Raw genomic sequence first — 19,488 nt, forward strand, 5'->3', positions numbered from 1 at the left:
CCTTGGGGATGCAAGGGGCTTTGGACAAGCAAAGCCCCTTGTCCGGTGTGGTTTGGCGAGTGTCGCGCAGCGACTGGCTGCGAGCGAGAGCCAGGAATGGCGAACTGGCCCTTGTGCATGGAGGCATTTACACCACGACTTTAGGCCGCTGGCACAGCGTCTATCATGGCTTTGAACCAAATCTCACTAATAAACCTGGTTTTAGCTGCCAGCTAAGTTACAGCCCATCACCTGCGGTGCGGATGGGCAGGAAGCCCGAATGCCGTGAAGGACAGGACGTCCGAAAACGGCCTCTCGCACAGGCGATCCTGTGACACGGCGTGAATACGTCCTTGTAGCCTCGACGAAAACATCTGACCTACATGGACGTAGGAAATGCCGAATTTGTCAGGAACAAAATTCGGCCCTGTTTTCGACGGTCACAGTTCCGCCTGTGCCTGGAAAATAGGCGTATGTCTGTAGGTATATAAGCAATTTCTAGCAAAGCTATGATTGCACCAATTCCCCCTTCGGAGCCGCCGCCGGCGTTGTTGTAAATTGGCGTAGCCGAGACAGGGAGGTCGAGGCTCGAAGGTCGATCAAGGCGAATGTTGCGAAGCGACAAGTTCATGAGCGCGAGCCAAGGAAGGCGAGCTGGCCCTTATGCATGGATGCATTTGGCGAGTCCTGAGTGTAGCCAATTTGCTTCATAAGCCAGCGGGGATTTCGGCTACGTCGGGGTGTCCTTGGGGATGCAAGGGGCTTTGGACAAGCAAAGCCCCTTGTCCGGTGTGGTTTGGCGAGTGTCGCGCAGCGACTGGCTGCGAGCGAGAGCCAGGAATGGCGAACTGGCCCTTGTGCATGGAGGCATTTACACCACGACTTTAGGCCGCTGGCACAGCGGCTATCATGGCTTCTAACTAAAAGTTACTAATTAGTATTGGCAGGGCTTCCAGCGACGGACGGTCTCCCATTGCCTGCCGCAGGCTTATGCACAGGCGCTCCTGTGACTCGGCGAGAGTTGCGCAGCAACATGCTTTCGAACGCGAGCCAGGGATGGTGAATTGGCCCTTGTGCATCGACTCATTTGCCCCGCGACTTCAGGTCGCTGGCACAACGGCTATCATGGCTTTGGCTGAAAGCCATTCCCGACGCGCAAAAAAACACAAAGCAGCGGCGATTGCCGCACTCTGACAGGAATTTTCCACTGACTTGGCTTACATAAAAGCCATCAAAGCATAAACAAGCCCCATTCGGGGCCAAGTTCAGGCTGGATCTAGCGACAAATCAACTGATGAGATCGAAGTGACTCTGATAGGTCTGGGCCCAACGCAACAATTCGACTCGATTACGAGATTGAGTCTTGCGGAAAATCGATGAAATATGCGCCTTGACCGTATGCTCACTGATACACAGACGTTGGGCTATCTCTTTATTCCTGGCACCACTGGAAACCAGCTGAATAATGGTACGTTCACGCCGGGTCAACATCTGCAGCATGGAAACCGTATCGGCCGACATCTCATTGCCAGTGTCCAAGGTCTTGACCAGCTTACGGAACATCTTGCTGATAAGGGTTCTGTCGTACCAGAGCTCATCGGCCACCATCTTGCGCAGGCCAGTAAGCATAAGATCGATGCGCTGATCTGAATAAAGTACCCCGCGGATCCCCAGCAACATAGCCGATTCCTGATCCAGTGAACCTCTGGCAACTTGATAGAGGGCGACAGGAACATGAGAGACCAGACGGCTGGCCAGCAGAGGAATGCCCTTATTGTCCAGCGCCGACCCCTTCTGAGAAATTAGATAGAAAGTACTATCGCTCTTCTGCGGATCCAACTGTTCCGGGTGGCGTACTATACGGGTCTTAAGACCAATGGACTCGGCCAGTATGGCCAAATGACAAGGGGCGGCTATCTGGTTTATAAAAACCAACTCATTGATACTACTCATATTTACTCTTCTCCCTGAAAAGTCTCGCTCATATCCCTAAAGGGATAGCTTCCTTAATCACTTTCCGTGAGCTTACACAAAAAGTATCAGATGATTCTGACCAGATAGTGTCCGGTTTTCATCACCATAAAGTATGATTCTAACAATCTTTAGTCGCATTGCCAGATGAAATATTGTAAAGACTGTATATGGCTCTCTCTGTCCCGACCTGTCAATCGGCACCAAGACGCTGCAACTGGCGGTCATGAAATGAGGATAAAACCAGCAAGGCGGCGATGGCACCGATAAGAGCCATCAGCATATCCGACTGGGTATCCCAGACATAGCCCTGGGTGCCGAGAAAGGCCTCGGCACCTGTACCTGTAGCCGCGGCAACCCACCATTCAATCAGTTCATAGAAAGCCGACAAGGCCAAGGCAAAACAACTGACCAGAAAAGCACACCAGGCACCAGGTTTCACTGCTTGATTACGCAGCAGTATCTCCCTGGCAATCATTGCCGGGATAAATCCTTGGGCCAAATGACCCAGTTTATCGTAGTTGTTACGCTCAGAGCCCATCCACTGCGCTAAAGTATCGAACAGTGGCACCTCGGCATAGGTGTAGTGGGCGCCGACAAACAGTATCAGGCAATGCACCAAGATCAGGCCATAAAGCAGCGGAGTCAGCGGAAAACGTTTGCGGGTAAAAAACAGTATCGGCAGCGCCAGCATCCCAGGCAGCGCCTCCAGCCACCAAGTGAAATCATCTTTAGGCGCTATCGCCGACCAGATAAGTACCACAAAATAAATGACCAGCCAGATAATTGTGTTTTTCAAGCCACTTTCCTTATGCCAGTGATTGTTCTCAATTAGGAAAAAATACTTTAGCCATCTAGCCCTCCACTTCACCTGAAAAAAGTGCTACTTTGATTGGGCATGGGCGAAAGCATCATAGCATACGTACATTAGTTAATAATCAAGAGGGTACCTATATCATGGCGAAACACTCGCTGGACAAGGATAAAATTAAAATCCTGTTGTTGGAAGGCGTCCACCAATCAGCCGTCGATGTGCTGGAAAGGGCTGGCTATACCAATATCGAGTATCACAAGGCATCACTCTCCGGCTCAGAGCTGCAGCAGTCGATCAAAGATGCCCATTTCGTCGGAATCCGCTCCCGTACCCAACTGACCCAAGAAGTATTACAACAGGCGGAAAAGCTGGTTGCCATAGGATGTTTCTGTATCGGCACCAACCAGGTCGACCTCAAGGCTGCCGAGCAACTGGGTATTCCTGTGTTCAATGCGCCCTTCTCCAATACCCGCAGCGTGGCCGAACTGGTACTCGGTGAAATCATCATGCTGCTGCGCGGTATTCCGCAGCGCAACGCCCTGGCCCATCGTGGTGGCTGGCTCAAGAGCGCCAATGGCAGCTTCGAAGCCCGTGGCAAGACCCTGGGGGTCATAGGTTATGGCCATATCGGTACCCAACTGGGGATCCTCGCCGAAACCTTGGGGATGAAAGTGATCTTCTTCGATATCGAAGATAAGCTGCCGCTGGGTAACGCCCAGCAGGTACATTCCATGGAGCAGTTACTGTCTCAAGCCGATGTGGTCAGCCTGCATGTGCCTGAAACACCACAAACCAAAGAGATGATTGCCCAGGCCGAACTGGCGATGATGCGCAAAGGCAGCATACTGATCAATGCTTCCCGCGGCACTGTGGTGGATATCGACGCCCTGGCGGTAGCCCTCAAGGAGCAACAGTTGGCTGGTGCCGCCATCGACGTGTTCCCGGTTGAGCCCAAGTCCAATACTGACGAATTCCAAAGCCCGCTGCGCGGTCTGGACAATGTGTTACTGACCCCCCACATAGGCGGCAGCACAGAAGAAGCCCAGGAAAACATAGGTATTGAGGTTGCCGGCAAGCTGGCCAAATACTCAGACAACGGCTCTACCCTGTCGGCAGTCAACTTCCCGGAAGTATCGCTGCCGCAGCATAAAGATGCCTCCCGCCTGCTGCATATTCACCATAACCGCCCCGGTATTCTGATCAAGATTAACCAGGCGTTCTCGGAAAAAGGCATCAACATTTCAGCCCAGTATCTGCAAACCACGGCCACCATAGGTTATGTGGTGATGGAGGTAGATACCACCCAGGCTGAAGAAGCACTGACAGAACTCAAGTCTATCGAAGGTACTATCCGTACCAGACTGCTGTTCTGATTTTTGAGGCTTTCACAGGGCGCCATATTGCTATCGGCGCCCTGTTTATTTCTGTCAAATCCGCTACAATCGCAGATCTCTTAATGCCTTCAATCTCAGGATCTTGTTATGAGCATTTGCGTTTCTCAGCCCGATTGGCCACTGGATGCCGGCATTCCGGATCTGCTTATTTCCCGCCTCTCTCACTTGGGTCTGCTTGCCGTTACCGGTGAACAGGGCCGCAGCTTTATCCATGGTCAGGTCACCACGGATATCAGCTCTCTCACGGCCGAGCAGTGGCGTTGGGGCGCTCACTGCGATCCCAAAGGCAAAATGCTTTCAAGTTTCAGAACCTTTGCCCTGGGTGATGCCCTGATATTGATGATGCCAAGGGATACCCTGGCTGCCGACTTGCCGCAACTGAAGAAGTACGCTGTGTTCAGTAAGGCCGAACTGGTCGATGTCAGCGACGATTACAGTCTCTTGGGTGTAGCCGGCGCCAAGGCTGCCACTTGGCTGGCAGAGCAGTTCCCGGGCTTCAGTCCAGAGCAGCAAGTAAGTGCTGTCGATGACGGTGCGGTACTACAGGACGGCGAGCGCTTTATTCTGGTTCTACCCAAGGCCCGGGCCGATGCCTTGTGCCAGCAGCCTCCAGTCGATGCCAGTGCCTGGCAAGAGCTGGAAATCCTTGCCGCCTACCCTAACCTGCCGGCATCACACATGGGCCAATTTGTACCGCAAATGTGCAACCTGCAGGCCATCAACGGCATCAGCTTCACCAAGGGCTGCTACATGGGCCAGGAAACCGTGGCCAGAATGAAGTATCGCGGCGGCAACAAGCGAGCCCTCTATATTCTCAAGGGTAAAGCCACTGTCGATGTCACCCCGGAAACCTCGCTGGAGATGGCGCTGGATGAAGGTTTTCGTAAGGGCGGCAGCATTATTGAAGCCGTACAACGAAATGGCGAGTTGTTGCTGACCGCAGTGCTGGCCAATGACACAGAAGTCGGCGCCAAATTCCGCATCGCCGATGATGAAAACAGCGAACTGACGGTACTGCCTCTGCCCTACTCTCTGGAAGAGCAGGAGTAACAATGAATGACCCAATAAAGGCGCCGTCGGCGCCTTTATTTTTATCCGCAGTTTGTCGCTATTCAGTGCCGGACTCAGTTTCCATGTGAGTATCACGCACCTCTATCACCTGGGGCAGTATCTGTTTGAACAGTTCCACCAGTTCAGGGTCGAAGTGTTTCCCCGCCTCAGACTCCAGTAACGCCATGGTATCTTCTATGCTCCAGGCCTTCTTGTATGGTCGAATCGACGTCAAGGCATCGAAAACATCGGCAATGGCGACGATTCGCCCCTCAATGGGAATATCATTGCCTTTCAAGCCATTGGGATAACCTGAGCCATCCCACTTCTCGTGGTGAGTCAGCGCAATGCGCCGGGACATCTGCAACAGAGGATCCGGGTGCTCACCGATAATCTCGGCACCGATTTCGGCGTGTTGCTGCATGATTCGCCACTCTTCGGCGTCCAGTTTCCCCGGTTTTTTCAGCACAGCGTCCGGAGTACCTATCTTGCCGATATCATGCATGGGCGCCGCATTGTAAAGCAGCTCACAGAAGTTGTCCGGCAGCTTGGCCTGTTGTGCCAGAAGCCTGGCATAGTGGCTCATGCGAATAACGTGTAAGCCGGTCTCGTTATCCTTGTATTCAGCGGCACGGCCCAGGCGACGGATGATCTCGAAGCGGGTCTGTTCCAGCTCGCGGGTACGTTCGCGCACCTGTTGTTCCAGCAAACGCTTCTGATCATAGAGGGCCAAGTGGTTACGTACCCTGGCTCTGACTATCGGGGCACTGACAGGCTTGGTGATGTAGTCGACAGCCCCCAAATCAAAGCCCTGGGTCTCATCGGCCACCTCAGAGAGAGCGGTGACAAAGATCACCGGGATATGGCTGGTCATGGGTTCCTGCTTGAGACGCTTACAAACTTCATAGCCATTCATGCCCGGCATCATCACATCCAGGAGGATCAGATCCGGAGGGCTCTTCTGCGCCAATGCCAGCGCTCTTGGGCCATCTATCGCCACCTTGAGCTTATAGTTATCGCCGAGGATCCCCACCAGAATATCTATGTTCTCCGGTGTATCGTCCACCACCAGTACAGTGGCTTTTTCCATCTCAATCTCCCTCTTGTTACGAGCCCCACATCCTATTTCAGCGCCACAGCGCTTTACCGGCGGCGCGAATATCCCCTAATGAGTATAGTCAGGCCTGCTCGGTCTCGTTCAGCTCCTGCTGCAGCTCGCGGATAAGATCGGCGGCATCATCAAACTGATAGCTGCCGACCATGCTGCTGACAGGTTTCAGGCGCTGCCACAGAGGCTTGCTCACCCTGCGGCTCAATGCTTCCAGTTGAACAACGGCTTCGGCATCGGCGTCTTCCAGACTCTGCAGCAGTTGCTCCAGGGCGGTTTTAAGCGCCTCGGGGTCAATCTCCTCGGCGGCATCACCTTCCGCCAGAGGATCGCTTTGTGGTTTATCCCCCATCCAGTCCGCAATGGCTTCGACAATGGCTGCAACCCGGGTTTCCACCGCCAACAACTCTTGCTCACATTCTTCACCGGCCGCCAACTTGGCCTCCAATTGCCTGGCCTCTTCCACCAAAGGCTCGGAGCAGAGGTTACCTGCCAGCCCCTTAAGGGTATGCGCCGCCCTGACCGCTTCTTCCTGCTGTTGTTCCTTGAGCGCCTTGCGAATCCGTTTGCCGACATTGCCCTGACTACCGAGGAAACGCTCAAAGATGCGCCGATAGAGGCGCTCTGAATGCTGGACCAGCTGCAGTCCGCGATCTATATCCAGGCTCTCGTGTTCCGGCCAGCTCACCAGATTCTCAGGAGCATCACCATCGGCCATACCAGCGTCATTGCTCCCTGCAGCGGCCGGGACTTGTCCACCTCCCAGATACTGCAACAACACCTGATACAAGAGGCTGACTTCTATCGGCTTGGCGATGTGGTCATTCATGCCCGCTCGCAGACACATCTCCTTGTCACCGGCCATGGCGTTGGCCGTCATGGCAACCACAGGTAACTGCTCAAGCCCTGGTATCTTGCGCAGTGCCTCTGTGGCCTGATATCCATCCATCACAGGCATCTGGCAGTCCATCAGCACAAGATCAAACTGCTGCTGCGCCAACTTCTCCAGCGCTATCTGGCCATTCTCGGCAATGGACAAGTCTATGCCCACCTGTTCGAGAAACTCGGTCGCCACCTCCTGATTCATCTCGTTGTCTTCCACCAGCAACACACGTTTGCCGGCAAGAGCTGCCAGTTGCAGGGATTCGAGATCCAACGCCTTGCGCCTGACAGGAATATGGCCCTGACGCCCAAGAGCCAGCATAATGCCGTCTAGCAGCCTGGAGGCACTGACCGGCTTGGTGATATAGCCGTTGATCCCGAGTTGCTCCAACTGTTCGATAAAGTCACTGTTGGCGTGGGCCGACACCATGAGGATCAGCGGCGGCTCTTTTACCTGTAGTATCTGCCGCGCGGTTTCCATGCCGTCCATCTCAGGCATCTTCCAGTCTATCAAGGCCATCTTGTAGGACTTGCGCTTCACCTTATCCAGTGCCTCCATGCCGCTGCGGGCACAGTCGACGGTAAAGCCCATGCTCTCGAGCGTGGTGCGCAATATATCTCTGGCGGTACCGTTGTCATCGACCACCAGAATGGGCATGCCCTCCAGTTCCTGCTCTACATTCAGCTTGTCGTTTTCCGCAACCTTGAGCCGCACAGTGAAGAAGAAACAACTGCCGTTGCCAAACTGGCTCTCGACGCCGATTTCACCGCCCATCAGTTCTACCAGCTGTTTGGAAATCGCCAGCCCAAGCCCGGTACCGCCGTATTTACGTGTGGTCGAGGTATCTGCCTGGCTGAAAGACTTGAATAATCTGGCTTGCTGCTCGGCCGTCAGACCTATGCCACTGTCGCGCACTGCAAATCTTAGGATCACTTCATCCTGCTCGCGGCTGAGCTCACTTATCGACAGCATCACTTCACCCCGTTCGGTGAATTTGATGGCGTTGTTCATCAGGTTAATAAGCACCTGACCGAGACGCAGTGGGTCCCCTTCCAGGTGGCTGGGTACGCTGGGGGCCACGGCAAACAGCAGCTCCAATTGTTTGTCGGCGGCTCGCTCAGAGAACATATCCCCGAGATCTTCCAAAATACTGTCGAGCTGGAACGGCACTACTTCGATATCCAGTTTGCCGGCCTCAATCTTGGAGAAGTCGAGAATGTCATTGATGATCCCCAGCAAGGATTGCGAAGCCCGTTCAATTTTTTCCACATAGTTACGCTGTTTGCGATCCAACTGTGTCTGCAGGCACAGCTGAGACATGCCGATAATGGCGTTCATCGGGGTGCGGATCTCATGGGACATATTGGCAAGGAAGTCACTCTTGGCCTTGTTGGCGGCATCGGCATCTTCCTTGGCAGCCATCAGTTCGTTGGACAACAGCTTGAGGCGGGTAATGTTGGCGATACTCATAACCACAGAACGTTCACGGCCCTCTTCCTCTTCAAGCTCGGAGGCGTTGATTGCCATCCACATCGGCTCGCCGGAGGCACTGAGCAGGCGCCACTCGCCGCTGACACTGTGATCGTCACTTCGCTTCAAGCGCTCGTACAGCTCGCTGGCATTGCTTCTGTCTTCCGGCGCCATCAAGTCGGCAAACGAGCGACGTTTGAGCTGCTCGGCACTCATGCCCATGTCACTGCAGAACTGGCCATTGCAATCCATTATGGTGCCGCGATCGTCCAGGTTGACTATGCCTATACCTGCGTTATCAAACAGGGCCCGGAAGTGGGCCTCACTCTGGGCCAGCTCGGTTTCCATCTCCTTACGGCCGCTGATATCGGTAAGATAACCGTTCCAGAGCATGCCATCCTGCTGTTTACTGCCCTTGGCACCGGCCTCTAGCCAACGCACCTCACCGGAAGGATGCCGGTAGCGGAACTCTTTAATCCATTGCAGTCCACTCTCACCTGAAAGCAGGCGAATAATGCTGCCCCTGTCTTCGGCAACGATCCGCTCGGCCACCAGATCAAAATCGGCCATCACCTCATTCTTGTGGTGGCCAAGAGTGGCGATGGCTGCACTGGAAAGGAAAGTGAATCTGCGTTGCTGCGGGCTTTGCCAAAACAGTTGATACACAGTGCTGGGCACAGACTCTGTGATGGTTTCCAGTTGCTCCCGTGACTGCTCCATCTTCTCTTGAGCCAGCTTGCTGTCGGTGATGTCATTGAGGCTGCCATCGAACCACAGCGGGTTACCGTCTTCATCATAGCTGGCCTTACCCTTTTCATGGATCCAACGCACACTGCCATCCCGATGGCGAATACGGTACTCGACATCGAAGGCTTGCTGCTCGGCCAGGGCCGAGTTGATGGTGTCGATACACAGCTGTTTGTCTTCATCTATGACCAGGGAACCATAACTGCGCTTCTTGCTGTCGATGAAATGCCAGGCCGGATAGCCGCTTATCTCAGTGATATTGTCGCTGACATATTCCATGGTCCACTGTTCATCGACCCGGGTACGATAAACGGCGCCGGGGATGTTGGATACCAGCCCACGAAAACGGCTCTCGCTCTCGCGAATTTTACGCTCTACCGCCAGTTGCTCGGTCAGATCCCGAATCGATGCCGCCACCTGACGTTTGCCCTTGTGATCGGCCGGCAACAGGCTCAAACCTATCTGCACCGGGAACTGGGAACCATCGCACTTGAGTGCCTGCAGCGCCTTGCCCTTGGCCATCATGCGATCCTTGCCGTCGGTCACGAAGGCATGGCGCTTGGCTGCGTGTTCCAGCCGGTCCACTTCCGGCAACAGTTGGTCGATATTGAGTTTGAGCATCTCCTCGGCGGCATAACCGAACAGCTCCTGACAACGGCTGTTGGAGAACACCAGCATGCCGCCTTCATCGACGATAAGCATCGCCTCCGGCGCCGCCTCCAGCACGGCGTTGGACCAGGCCGCGGCGGAAAACTGCTCGGTGACATCATTAAACAGCATCTCCACCGAAATCAGCTTGCCTTCATCATCAAGCTGAGGCTGCATAAACAGATCCAAACGCCTCAAGCCACCTTCGGCATCGGCCAACTCCACCTGATGCGGCGGCACCGACTCGCCGGCCAGCGCCTGTTCCATATACTGCCAGTTGGCTTCGTTGATACTGTTGCTGGAAAACAGCCGCTGATACTTACGCCTGAGCACTTCAGGAGTGATACCCAAGACCTTCTTCACCCCTTCGCTCGCCTGTACTATGGCGCCGTTGGGATCCATGGAGCAGTAGAAGGACTTGTCACTCATGCCGTCGATAAGCTTGGCAAACCTGTTGCCACGGGAGTCGAGCAGCGCCTGTTCCCTCTCTTCGAGAATTTCAGCCATCTCATTGAATTTATTGCTGAGAGTAGCAATCTCCCGCACCACGCCTTCGGGTTTTTGCAAGCGTTTGATCAACCCCTTGCTGAAGTCCACTATCCCGGCTTCCAACTGCTCCAGAGGCTGGGTGAGACGCTTGGCGCTCCAGTAACTGGTGATCAGCAGTATCATAGCCAGCAGCAACAGGTTGAGCGTCAAGGAGCTGAAATCCTGCAGGAAAGAACGCAGCAACTGCTTTTGCGGCGTGATCACCAACACCCGCCACTCCAGTGGCGCAACCCTGGCGACACTGGCAAGGTACTGCACGCCGTTGAGATCGCTCAGGGCCACCTCGGGGGTGTCGGCGGCATAGATATGCTGCGCCGCTTCCTTGCCGGCGGCGGTATTGGCCAGCCAGTCTTCCAATTTGGCGTTGCGGGTAAGATTATTGTCCGGGTGATAGATGAGCCGACCCTGGTTGTCCAATACCAACAGCTTTTTGGGATCTATCCCCAAACGTATCGGCAGGCTGGAAAGTGCCAGATCTGTGGTAACCACGCCCAGCGGCGCCCCTTCGCTGCCAAAGGGTTGCGAGAAGGTGATCATCAGTGCATTGCCGGCACCTTCATCAAAATAGGGGGCCGTCCAGTAGCCTTCGGCATGTTTGAGTGCTTCGGTCCACCAGTCCCACTCGCCACTGGTGTAGTCATAGGCTTCCTGGCCTATGTCCATGGTGACAATCGACAGGTCCTGACGAAAGGCATAGGGAGCAAAGCGTTTTTGCCCGGGCAGAAACCCGGGCTGAAAGGCGATGGCGCTGCCGTAAAAGTTGGGGTTGCGCTGCAATCTGTCCCTGAGCAACTGATAGAGATTGTCCGCTTGTTGCAGACGTTCAAAAGACTCCAGATTCCCCAGGCTGTATGCCAGTGTCTGGCTATCCCTTTGTGCCAAAGACAGCTCAAACTCGAGCCTTTTAGCGGCGAAGTCTGCCTTTTCAGCCAAGTCGGCAAAGAAGGCTTTCTCTTCTTCCTGATAGTTATACCAGCCGGTAACCCCCGAAATCACAGTCATGATGCTGATTAAGGGAATGGCTATCTGCAACAGAATACGGCTGCGAAAAGTTCTGAGTGTCGCGGTATCCGGCATAGCTCTGCCTCTCTGACGATTTCCTTGCGACTCTGCAACTGCAAAGTCCTATTGTCAGACACACTCTCTTGGGCAATCAATGCCGAAGTACATCAGGCGACTGAAGTCAACTAACTGATTAAAGGTCAAAAATTAACCTTGTTATTTAAGCATTAGCCATGCGGTTAAACAAGTGAAGCGGAGCAAATTTCACAAAAAAGTCAGCTGCAGCCAACTGACATAAAACACACAGAAAAAGATAAGCTGGAATTATTTAAATAAACTCTTGTGTTGCAGGGAAAGAGAACGGCCAATAGCTGCAAGCCAACGCTGAAAGCGCCCCTTTCCATGCGGCTTGCTATTGGCAGTAGAATCTCTACTATCTGGGTTTAAACAAGGTTTTTGAGTGGCTGAATTCATGGCGAGCTCCTGTGGTGACCAAATGCATTCTGCCGCGGTGCCCACCGTAAAACCAACGATGATTTCTTACCATTAAAATAAGTACAGCTTATGGAACACTTAGATCACTTCAAGGGACTGCGCTGCCTGGAAGCGGCGGCGCGGCACAAGAGCTACACCCAAGCCGCAGAAGAGTTGCATATCACCCAAGCGGCGGTCAGCCAACAGCTACGCTTGCTGGAGGCTCACCTGGGGATCAAACTCTTTATTCGCCGCGGTCGCAGCATGCAGCCCACCAGCCGTGCTCAGCAGCTGGCCGATACCCTGACGGCGGCATTCGGCTCCATCGGCTCCTGCTGGCAAGAGATACAATGTCAGGGGGTTCCAGGAGAGCTCAACATCACGACAACTCAGTCCTTTGCCTCCTTGATCCTGCTGCCGAATCTTGGGCAGTTCAATCGGCTGCATCCGGAAATCAAGGTCAGGGTCTGGGCCTCGAGTCAGCTGGAAGATCTCCAACACACAGAGATGGATATCGGGATACGTTTTGGTGACATTGACGCGGGTGAGCTTTACTGTCGTCACCTGTTCGACGATGACACTGTGCCCCTGTGTTCCAGCCAACTTGCACAGGAGCAAGCACTCACCCAAGCCTCGCAACTGAGCCAATGCTGGCTTATTGATGCCGACGACAAGCCGGGACAGGATTGGCTGGCCTGGTTTGCGGCGGCAGGTATCACGCCGGATACCCAGGCACTCAATTGGGTGCGGGTCGCCAATCTGGATATGGCACTGAGCACGGCGCTGTCAGGCCACGGGGTGTTTTTAGGCTCCCGCCTGATGGCCCAGCAATATATCCGCGCCGGTACGCTCACGGCGCCTCTGCCGCAAGTGCTACCGGGTGGGATCCGCTATCACCTCTTGTATCACGCCGCCTCACCCAAACTGGCCAGGATAAGACGGTTTGAAGACTGGTTGCTGGCCTTGATTGCTTCGCTCAAGACTCAGGCATCGGCCTGAGGCAGAGCCTCATCACCGCAGCCGCGCAGACGCTGAAAATAACTGCGGGTTTCTGCCAGCACCAGGTGGCGCAGACCTATAATGGCAATCAGATTGGGTATCGCCATCAAGCCATTGACTATGTCGGCGAGCAGCCAGATGAGATCCAGCGTGATAAAGGCGCCCGAGGCAATAAGCCCAAGAAACAACCAGCGATAGAGCGGGATCCAGCGGCCCTTGGTGAGATAGCTCCAGCAGCGATCGCCATAATAGTTCCAGCCAAGAATGGTGGTAAAGGCGAAACACACCAGCGCCACAGTCACCAAATACTGGCCAATCAGCGGCGTGGTGGCACTGGAAAAAGCAGCACTGGTCATGCCGGCCCCGGCGGTATCGCCATTCCAGACACCGGTAAGAATAAGCACCAAGCCCGTCATGGTGCAGATGATAATGGTATCGAAGAAGGTGCCCGTCATGCTCACCAGTCCCTGCTCAACCGGCTCCTTGGTTTTGGCGGCCGCCGCCGCTATCGGGGCACTGCCCAAACCCGACTCGTTGGAGAACACTCCGCGAGCAATCCCGGTTTGAATCGCTAGGGCGATACCGGCCCCCAAAAAGCCACCGCCAGCCGCCACTGGATTGAAGGCGGAATGCAACACCAGCACTATCGCATCCGGAATCGCCTCACTGGCGCTCAGCAGCACCCAAAGACAGGCAACCACATAGCCTATGGCCATAGTGGGCACCAACTTTTGCGCCACAGCCGCAATCCGTTTAACACCCCCTAAGGTCACGGCAGCCACCAACGAGGTCAGCACCACGGCCGTGATCCAGGCTGGCACATCAAAGGCGATGGTCAGGGCTTCGGAAATCGCATTGACCTGGGCAAAAGTCCCGATACCGAAAAAAGCGACACCGACACCGAAAACCGCAAACAGCTTGGCCAGCCAGCCGAGCCCCAGGCCTTTTTCTATGTAGTACATGGGGCCACCGGCGATGTTACCGTGGCGATCTGTGGTGCGAAACTTAAGTGCCAATAGACACTCGGCATACTTGGTGGCCATGCCAAACAAGGCGGCAATCCACATCCAGAACAGGGCGCCGGGGCCACCGAGTTTGATGGCAGTAGCCACCCCGACAATATTGCCCGTGCCTATGGTGGCCGACAACGCGGTACAAAGAGCGGCAAAAGAGGAGAGTTCCCCCTTGCCATTGGCGGGTTTGAACAGCAACTGCAGCGCCAGCGGCAGACGCAACAGTTGAATGAATCCCAACCTGAAGCTCAGATAAATACCGGTTCCCACCAACAAGAGCAAGGTGGCAGGTCCCCAGACAATAGCGTTTATCTGGGTAAGAAGTGTATGAAAATCCATAGATTCCTCAGTTATTAAACACCTAAATTAATAAACGGAGGAGGAAAAGAAATGGCTGCGAAACCGCGGCAGCAGAGGCCAAAAGCGAAAGATCACCAGAGGCAAGGCGGTGCAATCATCCTCTCCTCTGTCCTTTTGCCTGAGCGTTTCGCGCCGGCCTAAGCCGGCACTTTCGCCTTCGGCGCCGGGGCATGCCCGGTCTCTCCAGAGGCTCGTCCAGTAACAGTCCACGCCGTCAATGCTGACCGGCACCTGAAAGAGTACCTCCAACCGGGTTAACCGGTGGAAATTGCCTCGTCGGTGTGGGGGCGATTCCCCACTCTCCTGCTACCTTCATCCGAACGGATTGCCACGTTATTTGTGGCAGGTGGCACAGTTTGCGCCTAAATGGCCCCCGGCTCAAGGGGCAAAGCCGACTCGCGCCCTGTTTGCTGCAAAAAATTTGACCTTGGCCTACACCCCGAGCGACCGAACCAGGTTCGGTTTACGCGGTAACAACAGCTGAAAGTCGAGTTCACCGATTGAAAAAACTTGTTATGCTGTAGCAGATTACTGCGGTTCACAGGAGTTCAAATGCAGAGCCAGGTGTTGCTGGAAGGGGTAAGCAAAGGATTTTTGGACGGCGATCGCCCCCACAGGGTGCTGGAAAATCTCAGCCTGGAGATCAAACCCGGCGAGACGGTGGCATTGACCGGCCCCAGTGGCAGCGGCAAGAGCACACTGCTGAATCTGATAGCCGGTTTTGAGCACCCGGATCAGGGCCGCATTCTGCTGGCAGGTCAAGACAGCAGCCGCTGGCAGGACAAACAGTGGAGCGCCTTTCGCCGCCGCCATCTGGGAGTGGTGTTCCAGCAATTCAACCTACTGACGCCGCTCAATGTTCGCGACAATATTCTTTTTCCCCTGTCGCTGCTCGGTGAAGGCTGGCAAGCCTGGTGCGATCACCTGGTGCAGGCGCTGGGGCTGACGCCACTGTTGAACCGGGAAGTCGAAAGTCTCAGCGGTGGTCAACAGCAGAGAGTCGCCATTGCCCGCGCCCTGGCCCATAAGCCTGAATTACTGCTGGCCGATGAACCGACAGGCAACCTGGATGCCGCCGCCGGTGATGAGGTGATGCAGCTTTTGTGCTCTCTCGCCGCCGATGCCGGCAGTGCCATTCTGATGGTCACCCACAGCGAAACGGCCGCCGCCTATATGCAGCGCCGCTGGCACCTGCAGCAAGGGTGCATTCATGAATGACACAGGGGCGCTGACCACAATCAAGTTGGCCTGGCAGGCCCTGAAAGTCACCCTGGCCCACTATCGCAAGGCGCCGCTGCAGGCTGGCGCCATACTGCTGGGAGTGGTGTTGGCGGTGACTCTGCTGATTGGCGTCAAGGCCACCAACGACAACGCCATCAACAGCTACCGTGAGGCGGGCGAAGCCCTGGGACAACAGGCCAGCCTTTTTATCACCCCCAAGGCCCGCGGGGCCAGCCTCGATGAAGCGCTCTATTTTCAGCTACGCCAAAGCGGCATCCAGGCACTGCCGGTGATCAGCGGCGTCCTTGACGACGCTCAGGGCCGCCAGTGGCAAGTGGAAGGCAGCGATATCATTGCCGCCCTCGGCACCTTCGAGCAAAGGGGCAATGGCCGCAACCATCTGCCCTTGAATAGACTGCTCGCCGGTGAGCCCATCATTGTCATGAGTGACAGCCTGCATCAAGGACTCAAGGCGCTGCCAACCCTGTCCCTCGGTGGGCGTACGCTCGAAGTGCTGGCGCTCGCCGACTCACAGCAGCTCGGTAACCGCCTCTATCTGGATATCTCGCTGGCCCAGCAGCTATTAAAGCGCGAAGGCACCCTCAGCTATATCGCCCTCTTTGGCGAGCCGCAAAGACTCAAAGAGCGACTCAAGCAAAGCGGAGTGCCGCTGGGTAAGCTGAATATCAGCGAGCAGGACAAGGGCGCCGCCCTGACCGCGCTCACCCGCAGTTTTCATTTGAACCTCAACGCCATGGGGATGTTGGCCTTCGTGGTGGGGCTGTTTATCGCCTACAACGGCGTACGCTACAGCCTGATGAAACGCCGCCGTTTGTTGCTCTTGTTGCTCAAGCAGGGCCTAGGACGGCGCGCCCTGATGCTGGCGCTGCTGCTGGAGTTGTTGTTGCTGGTGTTCATCGGCTCGGCCAGCGGCTTTATTCTGGCGCTGCAGCTCAGCCAGTGGCTGCAGCCCATGGTGGCGCTGACCTTGGAGCAGCTCTATGGTGCGACTCTGCTGCCGGGGAATTGGCGCTGGCAATGGTTGGCCGAAGGCGCCGGTCTGACACTTATCGCCGCACTGCTGGCCTGCGTGCCCCTGTATCTTGAGCTGTGTCATCAGAGCCTGGCACAAAATACCCAGAGCCAATGGCATGCACACAGACACAGAAGCATGCACAAACGCCTGTTTCTCATTGGGGTTGCGCTGCTTGCCCTGACGGCGCTGCTTTATCCCTTGAGCCAAACCCACCAACACAGCCTGGGCTTGATGGGGCTCTTGACCCTGGCTATCCCGCTGCTGTTGCCGCAACTGTTGCAGTCTTTGCTCGGGCTATTGGCGCGGCTGTTTCCGTCCGGACTCAGCAAGTACGCCATCGCCGATACCCGAGAGCTGGTGGCACCGCTGGCGCTGGCCATGATGGCGCTGCTACTGGCCCTGTGTGCCAATATCGCTATGAATACCCTGGTAGGCAGCTTTGACAAGACCCTCAGAAGCTGGCTCGACACCCGCCTGCATGCCGAGCTTTATATCCGCCCGGGCGCCGGCAATATGGCGAATCTGGAGCATTTTCTTGAGCAGCAAGCCCCCGGACTGGCTCACTTCTACCAATGGCAGGCGCCCTTCTATGCCAAGGGGAGCGGCAATACGCTGGAGATAAACCTTATCAGCCGGGACGCCGACTCTATCGCGCGCACCACGGCGCTGAAAACCCCGGCCCTAGTTGCTTCCCGGAAACAAGTTACTTTCCAGGAACAAGTTGCTTCCAGGGAACAGGTGCAGGGAGTCCAAAACCAGCAACAGCAAGCTCTGCAGACTGTGATCCAGGGCCAGGCTCTGGCTATCAGCGAGCCCTTGGCCCTGACGCTGGGGCTGGCGCCGGGCGACAAGCTCAGCCTCTGTCCGGATAAGGAATGTAAGACACCACTGACCCTGCCCATCAGCGCCATCTATTACGACTATGGCAATCCCAAGGGGGAGGTCATGCTGGCGCAATCCCTCTGGCAAGAGCTTAAGCTGCCAACTGAAGCCGTCAGCCTGGCGGTGAGTGGCATAGCAACAAGTGCAGAAAGGGCCAAGGGGGCAGGACTCACAAGCATTGCCGCCCTCGAGCGCGCCCTCATTCAAGAGCTTGGACTCAGTCCGGTACAGGTCTACAGCCAGCAAAAAATTCGCGATGAGGCGATTCGGGTCTTCAACAAAACCTTCAGCATTACCCTGGTACTCAACACCCTGACCTTACTGGTGGCCGCCGTGGGGCTTTTCAGTGCCGTGCTGATGCTGACCCAGTCCCGCCAGGCGAGCCTCGCCATGTTACGCTCACTTGGGCTTACCCGTGGCCGGCTTTTGTCTATGTTGCTATTGCAGATGCTGCTGGTGGTGCTGCTCACCTGTCTGTTGGCCCTGCCCATGGGGGCGATTCTCGGTTACCTGCTTATCCATAAGGTGACGCTGCAGGCCTTCGGCTGGACCATAGCCATGCAGTGGGACTGGCTGGCCTATGGCCGGGTGGTGCTTTTGTCGCTGCTGTGCTGCATCCTGGCGGTGATAGTTCCCCTCTATTGGCAGAGCCGCCGCTCTCTGGTCTCCAGCCTGCAACAGGAGGTGCTCTAATGCGATTGATTACAATGCGGTGGCGTGCCGTAGCGCCCTTGTTAGCGGGTCTACTGCTGGGCGGCGCTGTGCTGAGTGGCTGCGATAAGGCTCATCAAGATCAGGCTCAGCAGCAAGACTCACGGGCCATGAGCCGGGTGATGGGTACTGCGAGCGAAGGCTATGCCAAAGTCGAGCCCGGTGCGGCGCTGCAGTTTCCGGAAGATCACCTGCCCCACCCCAGGTTTCGTCAGGAGTGGTGGTATCTGACCGCCAATCTGACCACGCAAAGCGGTGAGCCCCTCGGACTGCAATGGACTCAGTTTCGTATCGCCCTCTCCCCGGATGAACCTGAATCCAGCTCTCCTTGGGCGACAAATCAGCTTTATATGGCTCACAGCGCACTCAGTTTTCAACATAGTCACCAAAGCGCCGAGCGCTGGGCCAGGGGCGCGCTTGCCGCGCCCCAAGGCAAAGCTGCCCATCCCCAGGGAGCCCAAGACAAAACTCAAGCCGGAGCCATGGGCTTGCCGCTCAGGGTCTGGCTCGATAACTGGCGCTGGCAAAGCCAGGCGGCAAGCGGCCCCAATAGCGGGCTGTTTCCCGCCAGTTTACAGGTCAGCGAAGAGGACTTTGCCTTCGAGTTGCAACTCGATAGCCAAGCCGAGCTGCAGATTCAGGGAGAAAAGGGTTTCAGCCGTAAAAATGCCGCCGGCACTGTAGCCTCTTACTACTACAGCCAGCCTTTTATTCGGGTCGAAGGCAGAGTGCGCCACAAGGAGCAATGGCTGCAGGTATCCGGCAATGCCTGGCTCGATAGGGAGTGGAGCTCAGAATTTCTCAGTCACGGCCAACAGGGCTGGGACTGGTTCGCCTTGCGGCTCGATGACGGTTCGGCCCTGATGCTGTTTCAGCTCAGAGAGCAGGAAAATAAAGCCTTTTTCAGCGGCAAGCGCATGTATCCCGACGGCAGTGGCCACCCGCTGGCGCTCGATGATATCAGCCTCAGCGTCAAGGACTGGCAACAAACGGTAAGCGGTCGCTACCCTGTAGCCTGGCAACTGGAGCTGCCGGGAGAATCTCTGTCACTGACTCTGGAAGCCCTCAATCCCAATGCCGCCATGAACCTGTCTATCCCCTACTGGGAGGGGCCCATCACCATCAAGGGCACACAAACCGGCGTGGGTTATATGGAGCTGACCGGCTATTGAATAAC

At 55.7% G+C, this 19,488-nt stretch carries 12 protein-coding genes and 1 riboswitch; of the genes, 6 read left to right on the forward strand and 6 right to left on the reverse strand.

Annotated elements, in window-relative coordinates:
- Positions 1-1,266 precede the first annotated feature (1,266 nt).
- Positions 1,267-1,932: a helix-turn-helix transcriptional regulator gene (locus ACWAU4_RS17705; protein WP_025008979.1), complete on the reverse strand. Its 666-nt coding sequence runs from the start codon at positions 1,930-1,932 to the stop codon at positions 1,267-1,269.
- A gap of 211 nt (positions 1,933-2,143) precedes the next feature.
- Complete coding sequence (locus ACWAU4_RS17710; protein ID WP_025890161.1) at positions 2,144-2,749, reverse strand: DUF2238 domain-containing protein; 606 nt, start codon at positions 2,747-2,749, stop codon at positions 2,144-2,146.
- Positions 2,750-2,907: 158 nt separating this feature from the next.
- Here ACWAU4_RS17710 and serA point away from each other — a divergent pair, with 158 nt between their 5' ends.
- Positions 2,908-4,137, forward strand: coding sequence for a phosphoglycerate dehydrogenase (gene serA / locus ACWAU4_RS17715; RefSeq protein WP_028779409.1), 1,230 nt, complete (start codon positions 2,908-2,910; stop codon positions 4,135-4,137).
- A gap of 108 nt (positions 4,138-4,245) precedes the next feature.
- Positions 4,246-5,208: a tRNA-modifying protein YgfZ gene (ygfZ, locus tag ACWAU4_RS17720; RefSeq protein WP_107353119.1), complete on the forward strand. Its 963-nt coding sequence runs from the start codon at positions 4,246-4,248 to the stop codon at positions 5,206-5,208.
- A 58-nt stretch (positions 5,209-5,266) separates the two neighbouring features.
- Here ygfZ and ACWAU4_RS17725 read toward each other — a convergent pair whose 3' ends face one another.
- The 3 genes from ACWAU4_RS17725 to ACWAU4_RS17735 all read right to left on the reverse strand — a co-directional run bounded on the left by ACWAU4_RS17725 (position 5,267) and on the right by ACWAU4_RS17735 (position 12,089).
- A complete protein-coding gene (locus ACWAU4_RS17725) occupies positions 5,267-6,298 on the reverse strand; it encodes a response regulator (protein ID WP_208125060.1) in 1,032 nt (343 codons plus the stop codon).
- Between the two features lie 88 nt (positions 6,299-6,386).
- Entirely contained in the window at positions 6,387-11,690 is a 5,304-nt protein-coding gene (locus tag ACWAU4_RS17730) for a PAS domain S-box protein (RefSeq protein WP_208125061.1), read from the reverse strand.
- 249 nt (positions 11,691-11,939) lie between these two features.
- Entirely contained in the window at positions 11,940-12,089 is a 150-nt protein-coding gene (locus tag ACWAU4_RS17735; protein WP_157823005.1) for a hypothetical protein, read from the reverse strand.
- 90 nt (positions 12,090-12,179) lie between these two features.
- Here ACWAU4_RS17735 and ACWAU4_RS17740 point away from each other — a divergent pair, with 90 nt between their 5' ends.
- Positions 12,180-13,088, forward strand: coding sequence for a LysR substrate-binding domain-containing protein (locus ACWAU4_RS17740; protein ID WP_167716534.1), 909 nt, complete (start codon positions 12,180-12,182; stop codon positions 13,086-13,088).
- On the opposite strand, the gene ACWAU4_RS17745 is transcribed toward ACWAU4_RS17740, so the two are convergent.
- On the reverse strand, positions 13,073-14,440 hold the full coding sequence (locus tag ACWAU4_RS17745; protein ID WP_167716532.1) for an alanine/glycine:cation symporter family protein: 1,368 nt from the start codon (positions 14,438-14,440) through the stop codon (positions 13,073-13,075). The two genes, ACWAU4_RS17740 and ACWAU4_RS17745, sit on opposite strands and share 16 nt — an antisense overlap.
- A gap of 117 nt (positions 14,441-14,557) precedes the next feature.
- A riboswitch (glycine riboswitch) is annotated at positions 14,558-14,658 on the reverse strand.
- Between the two features lie 355 nt (positions 14,659-15,013).
- Between ACWAU4_RS17745 and ACWAU4_RS17750 the strand changes: the two genes are divergently transcribed.
- From ACWAU4_RS17750 to ACWAU4_RS17760, 3 genes are read left to right on the forward strand one after another with little or no spacing between them, the layout of a single operon-like run.
- A complete protein-coding gene (locus ACWAU4_RS17750; protein WP_144134184.1) occupies positions 15,014-15,679 on the forward strand; it encodes an ABC transporter ATP-binding protein in 666 nt (221 codons plus the stop codon).
- Positions 15,672-18,293: an FtsX-like permease family protein gene (locus tag ACWAU4_RS17755; protein WP_167716530.1), complete on the forward strand. Its 2,622-nt coding sequence runs from the start codon at positions 15,672-15,674 to the stop codon at positions 18,291-18,293. The genes ACWAU4_RS17750 and ACWAU4_RS17755 overlap by 8 nt, the downstream gene beginning before the upstream one ends.
- Positions 18,293-19,483: a lipocalin-like domain-containing protein gene (locus ACWAU4_RS17760; protein ID WP_208125062.1), complete on the forward strand. Its 1,191-nt coding sequence runs from the start codon at positions 18,293-18,295 to the stop codon at positions 19,481-19,483. Before ACWAU4_RS17755 ends, ACWAU4_RS17760 begins: the two co-directional genes overlap by 1 nt.
- The last annotated feature ends 5 nt before the right edge of the window (positions 19,484-19,488 follow it).

It is taken from the genome of Shewanella sp. FeAMO (assembly GCF_053653955.1).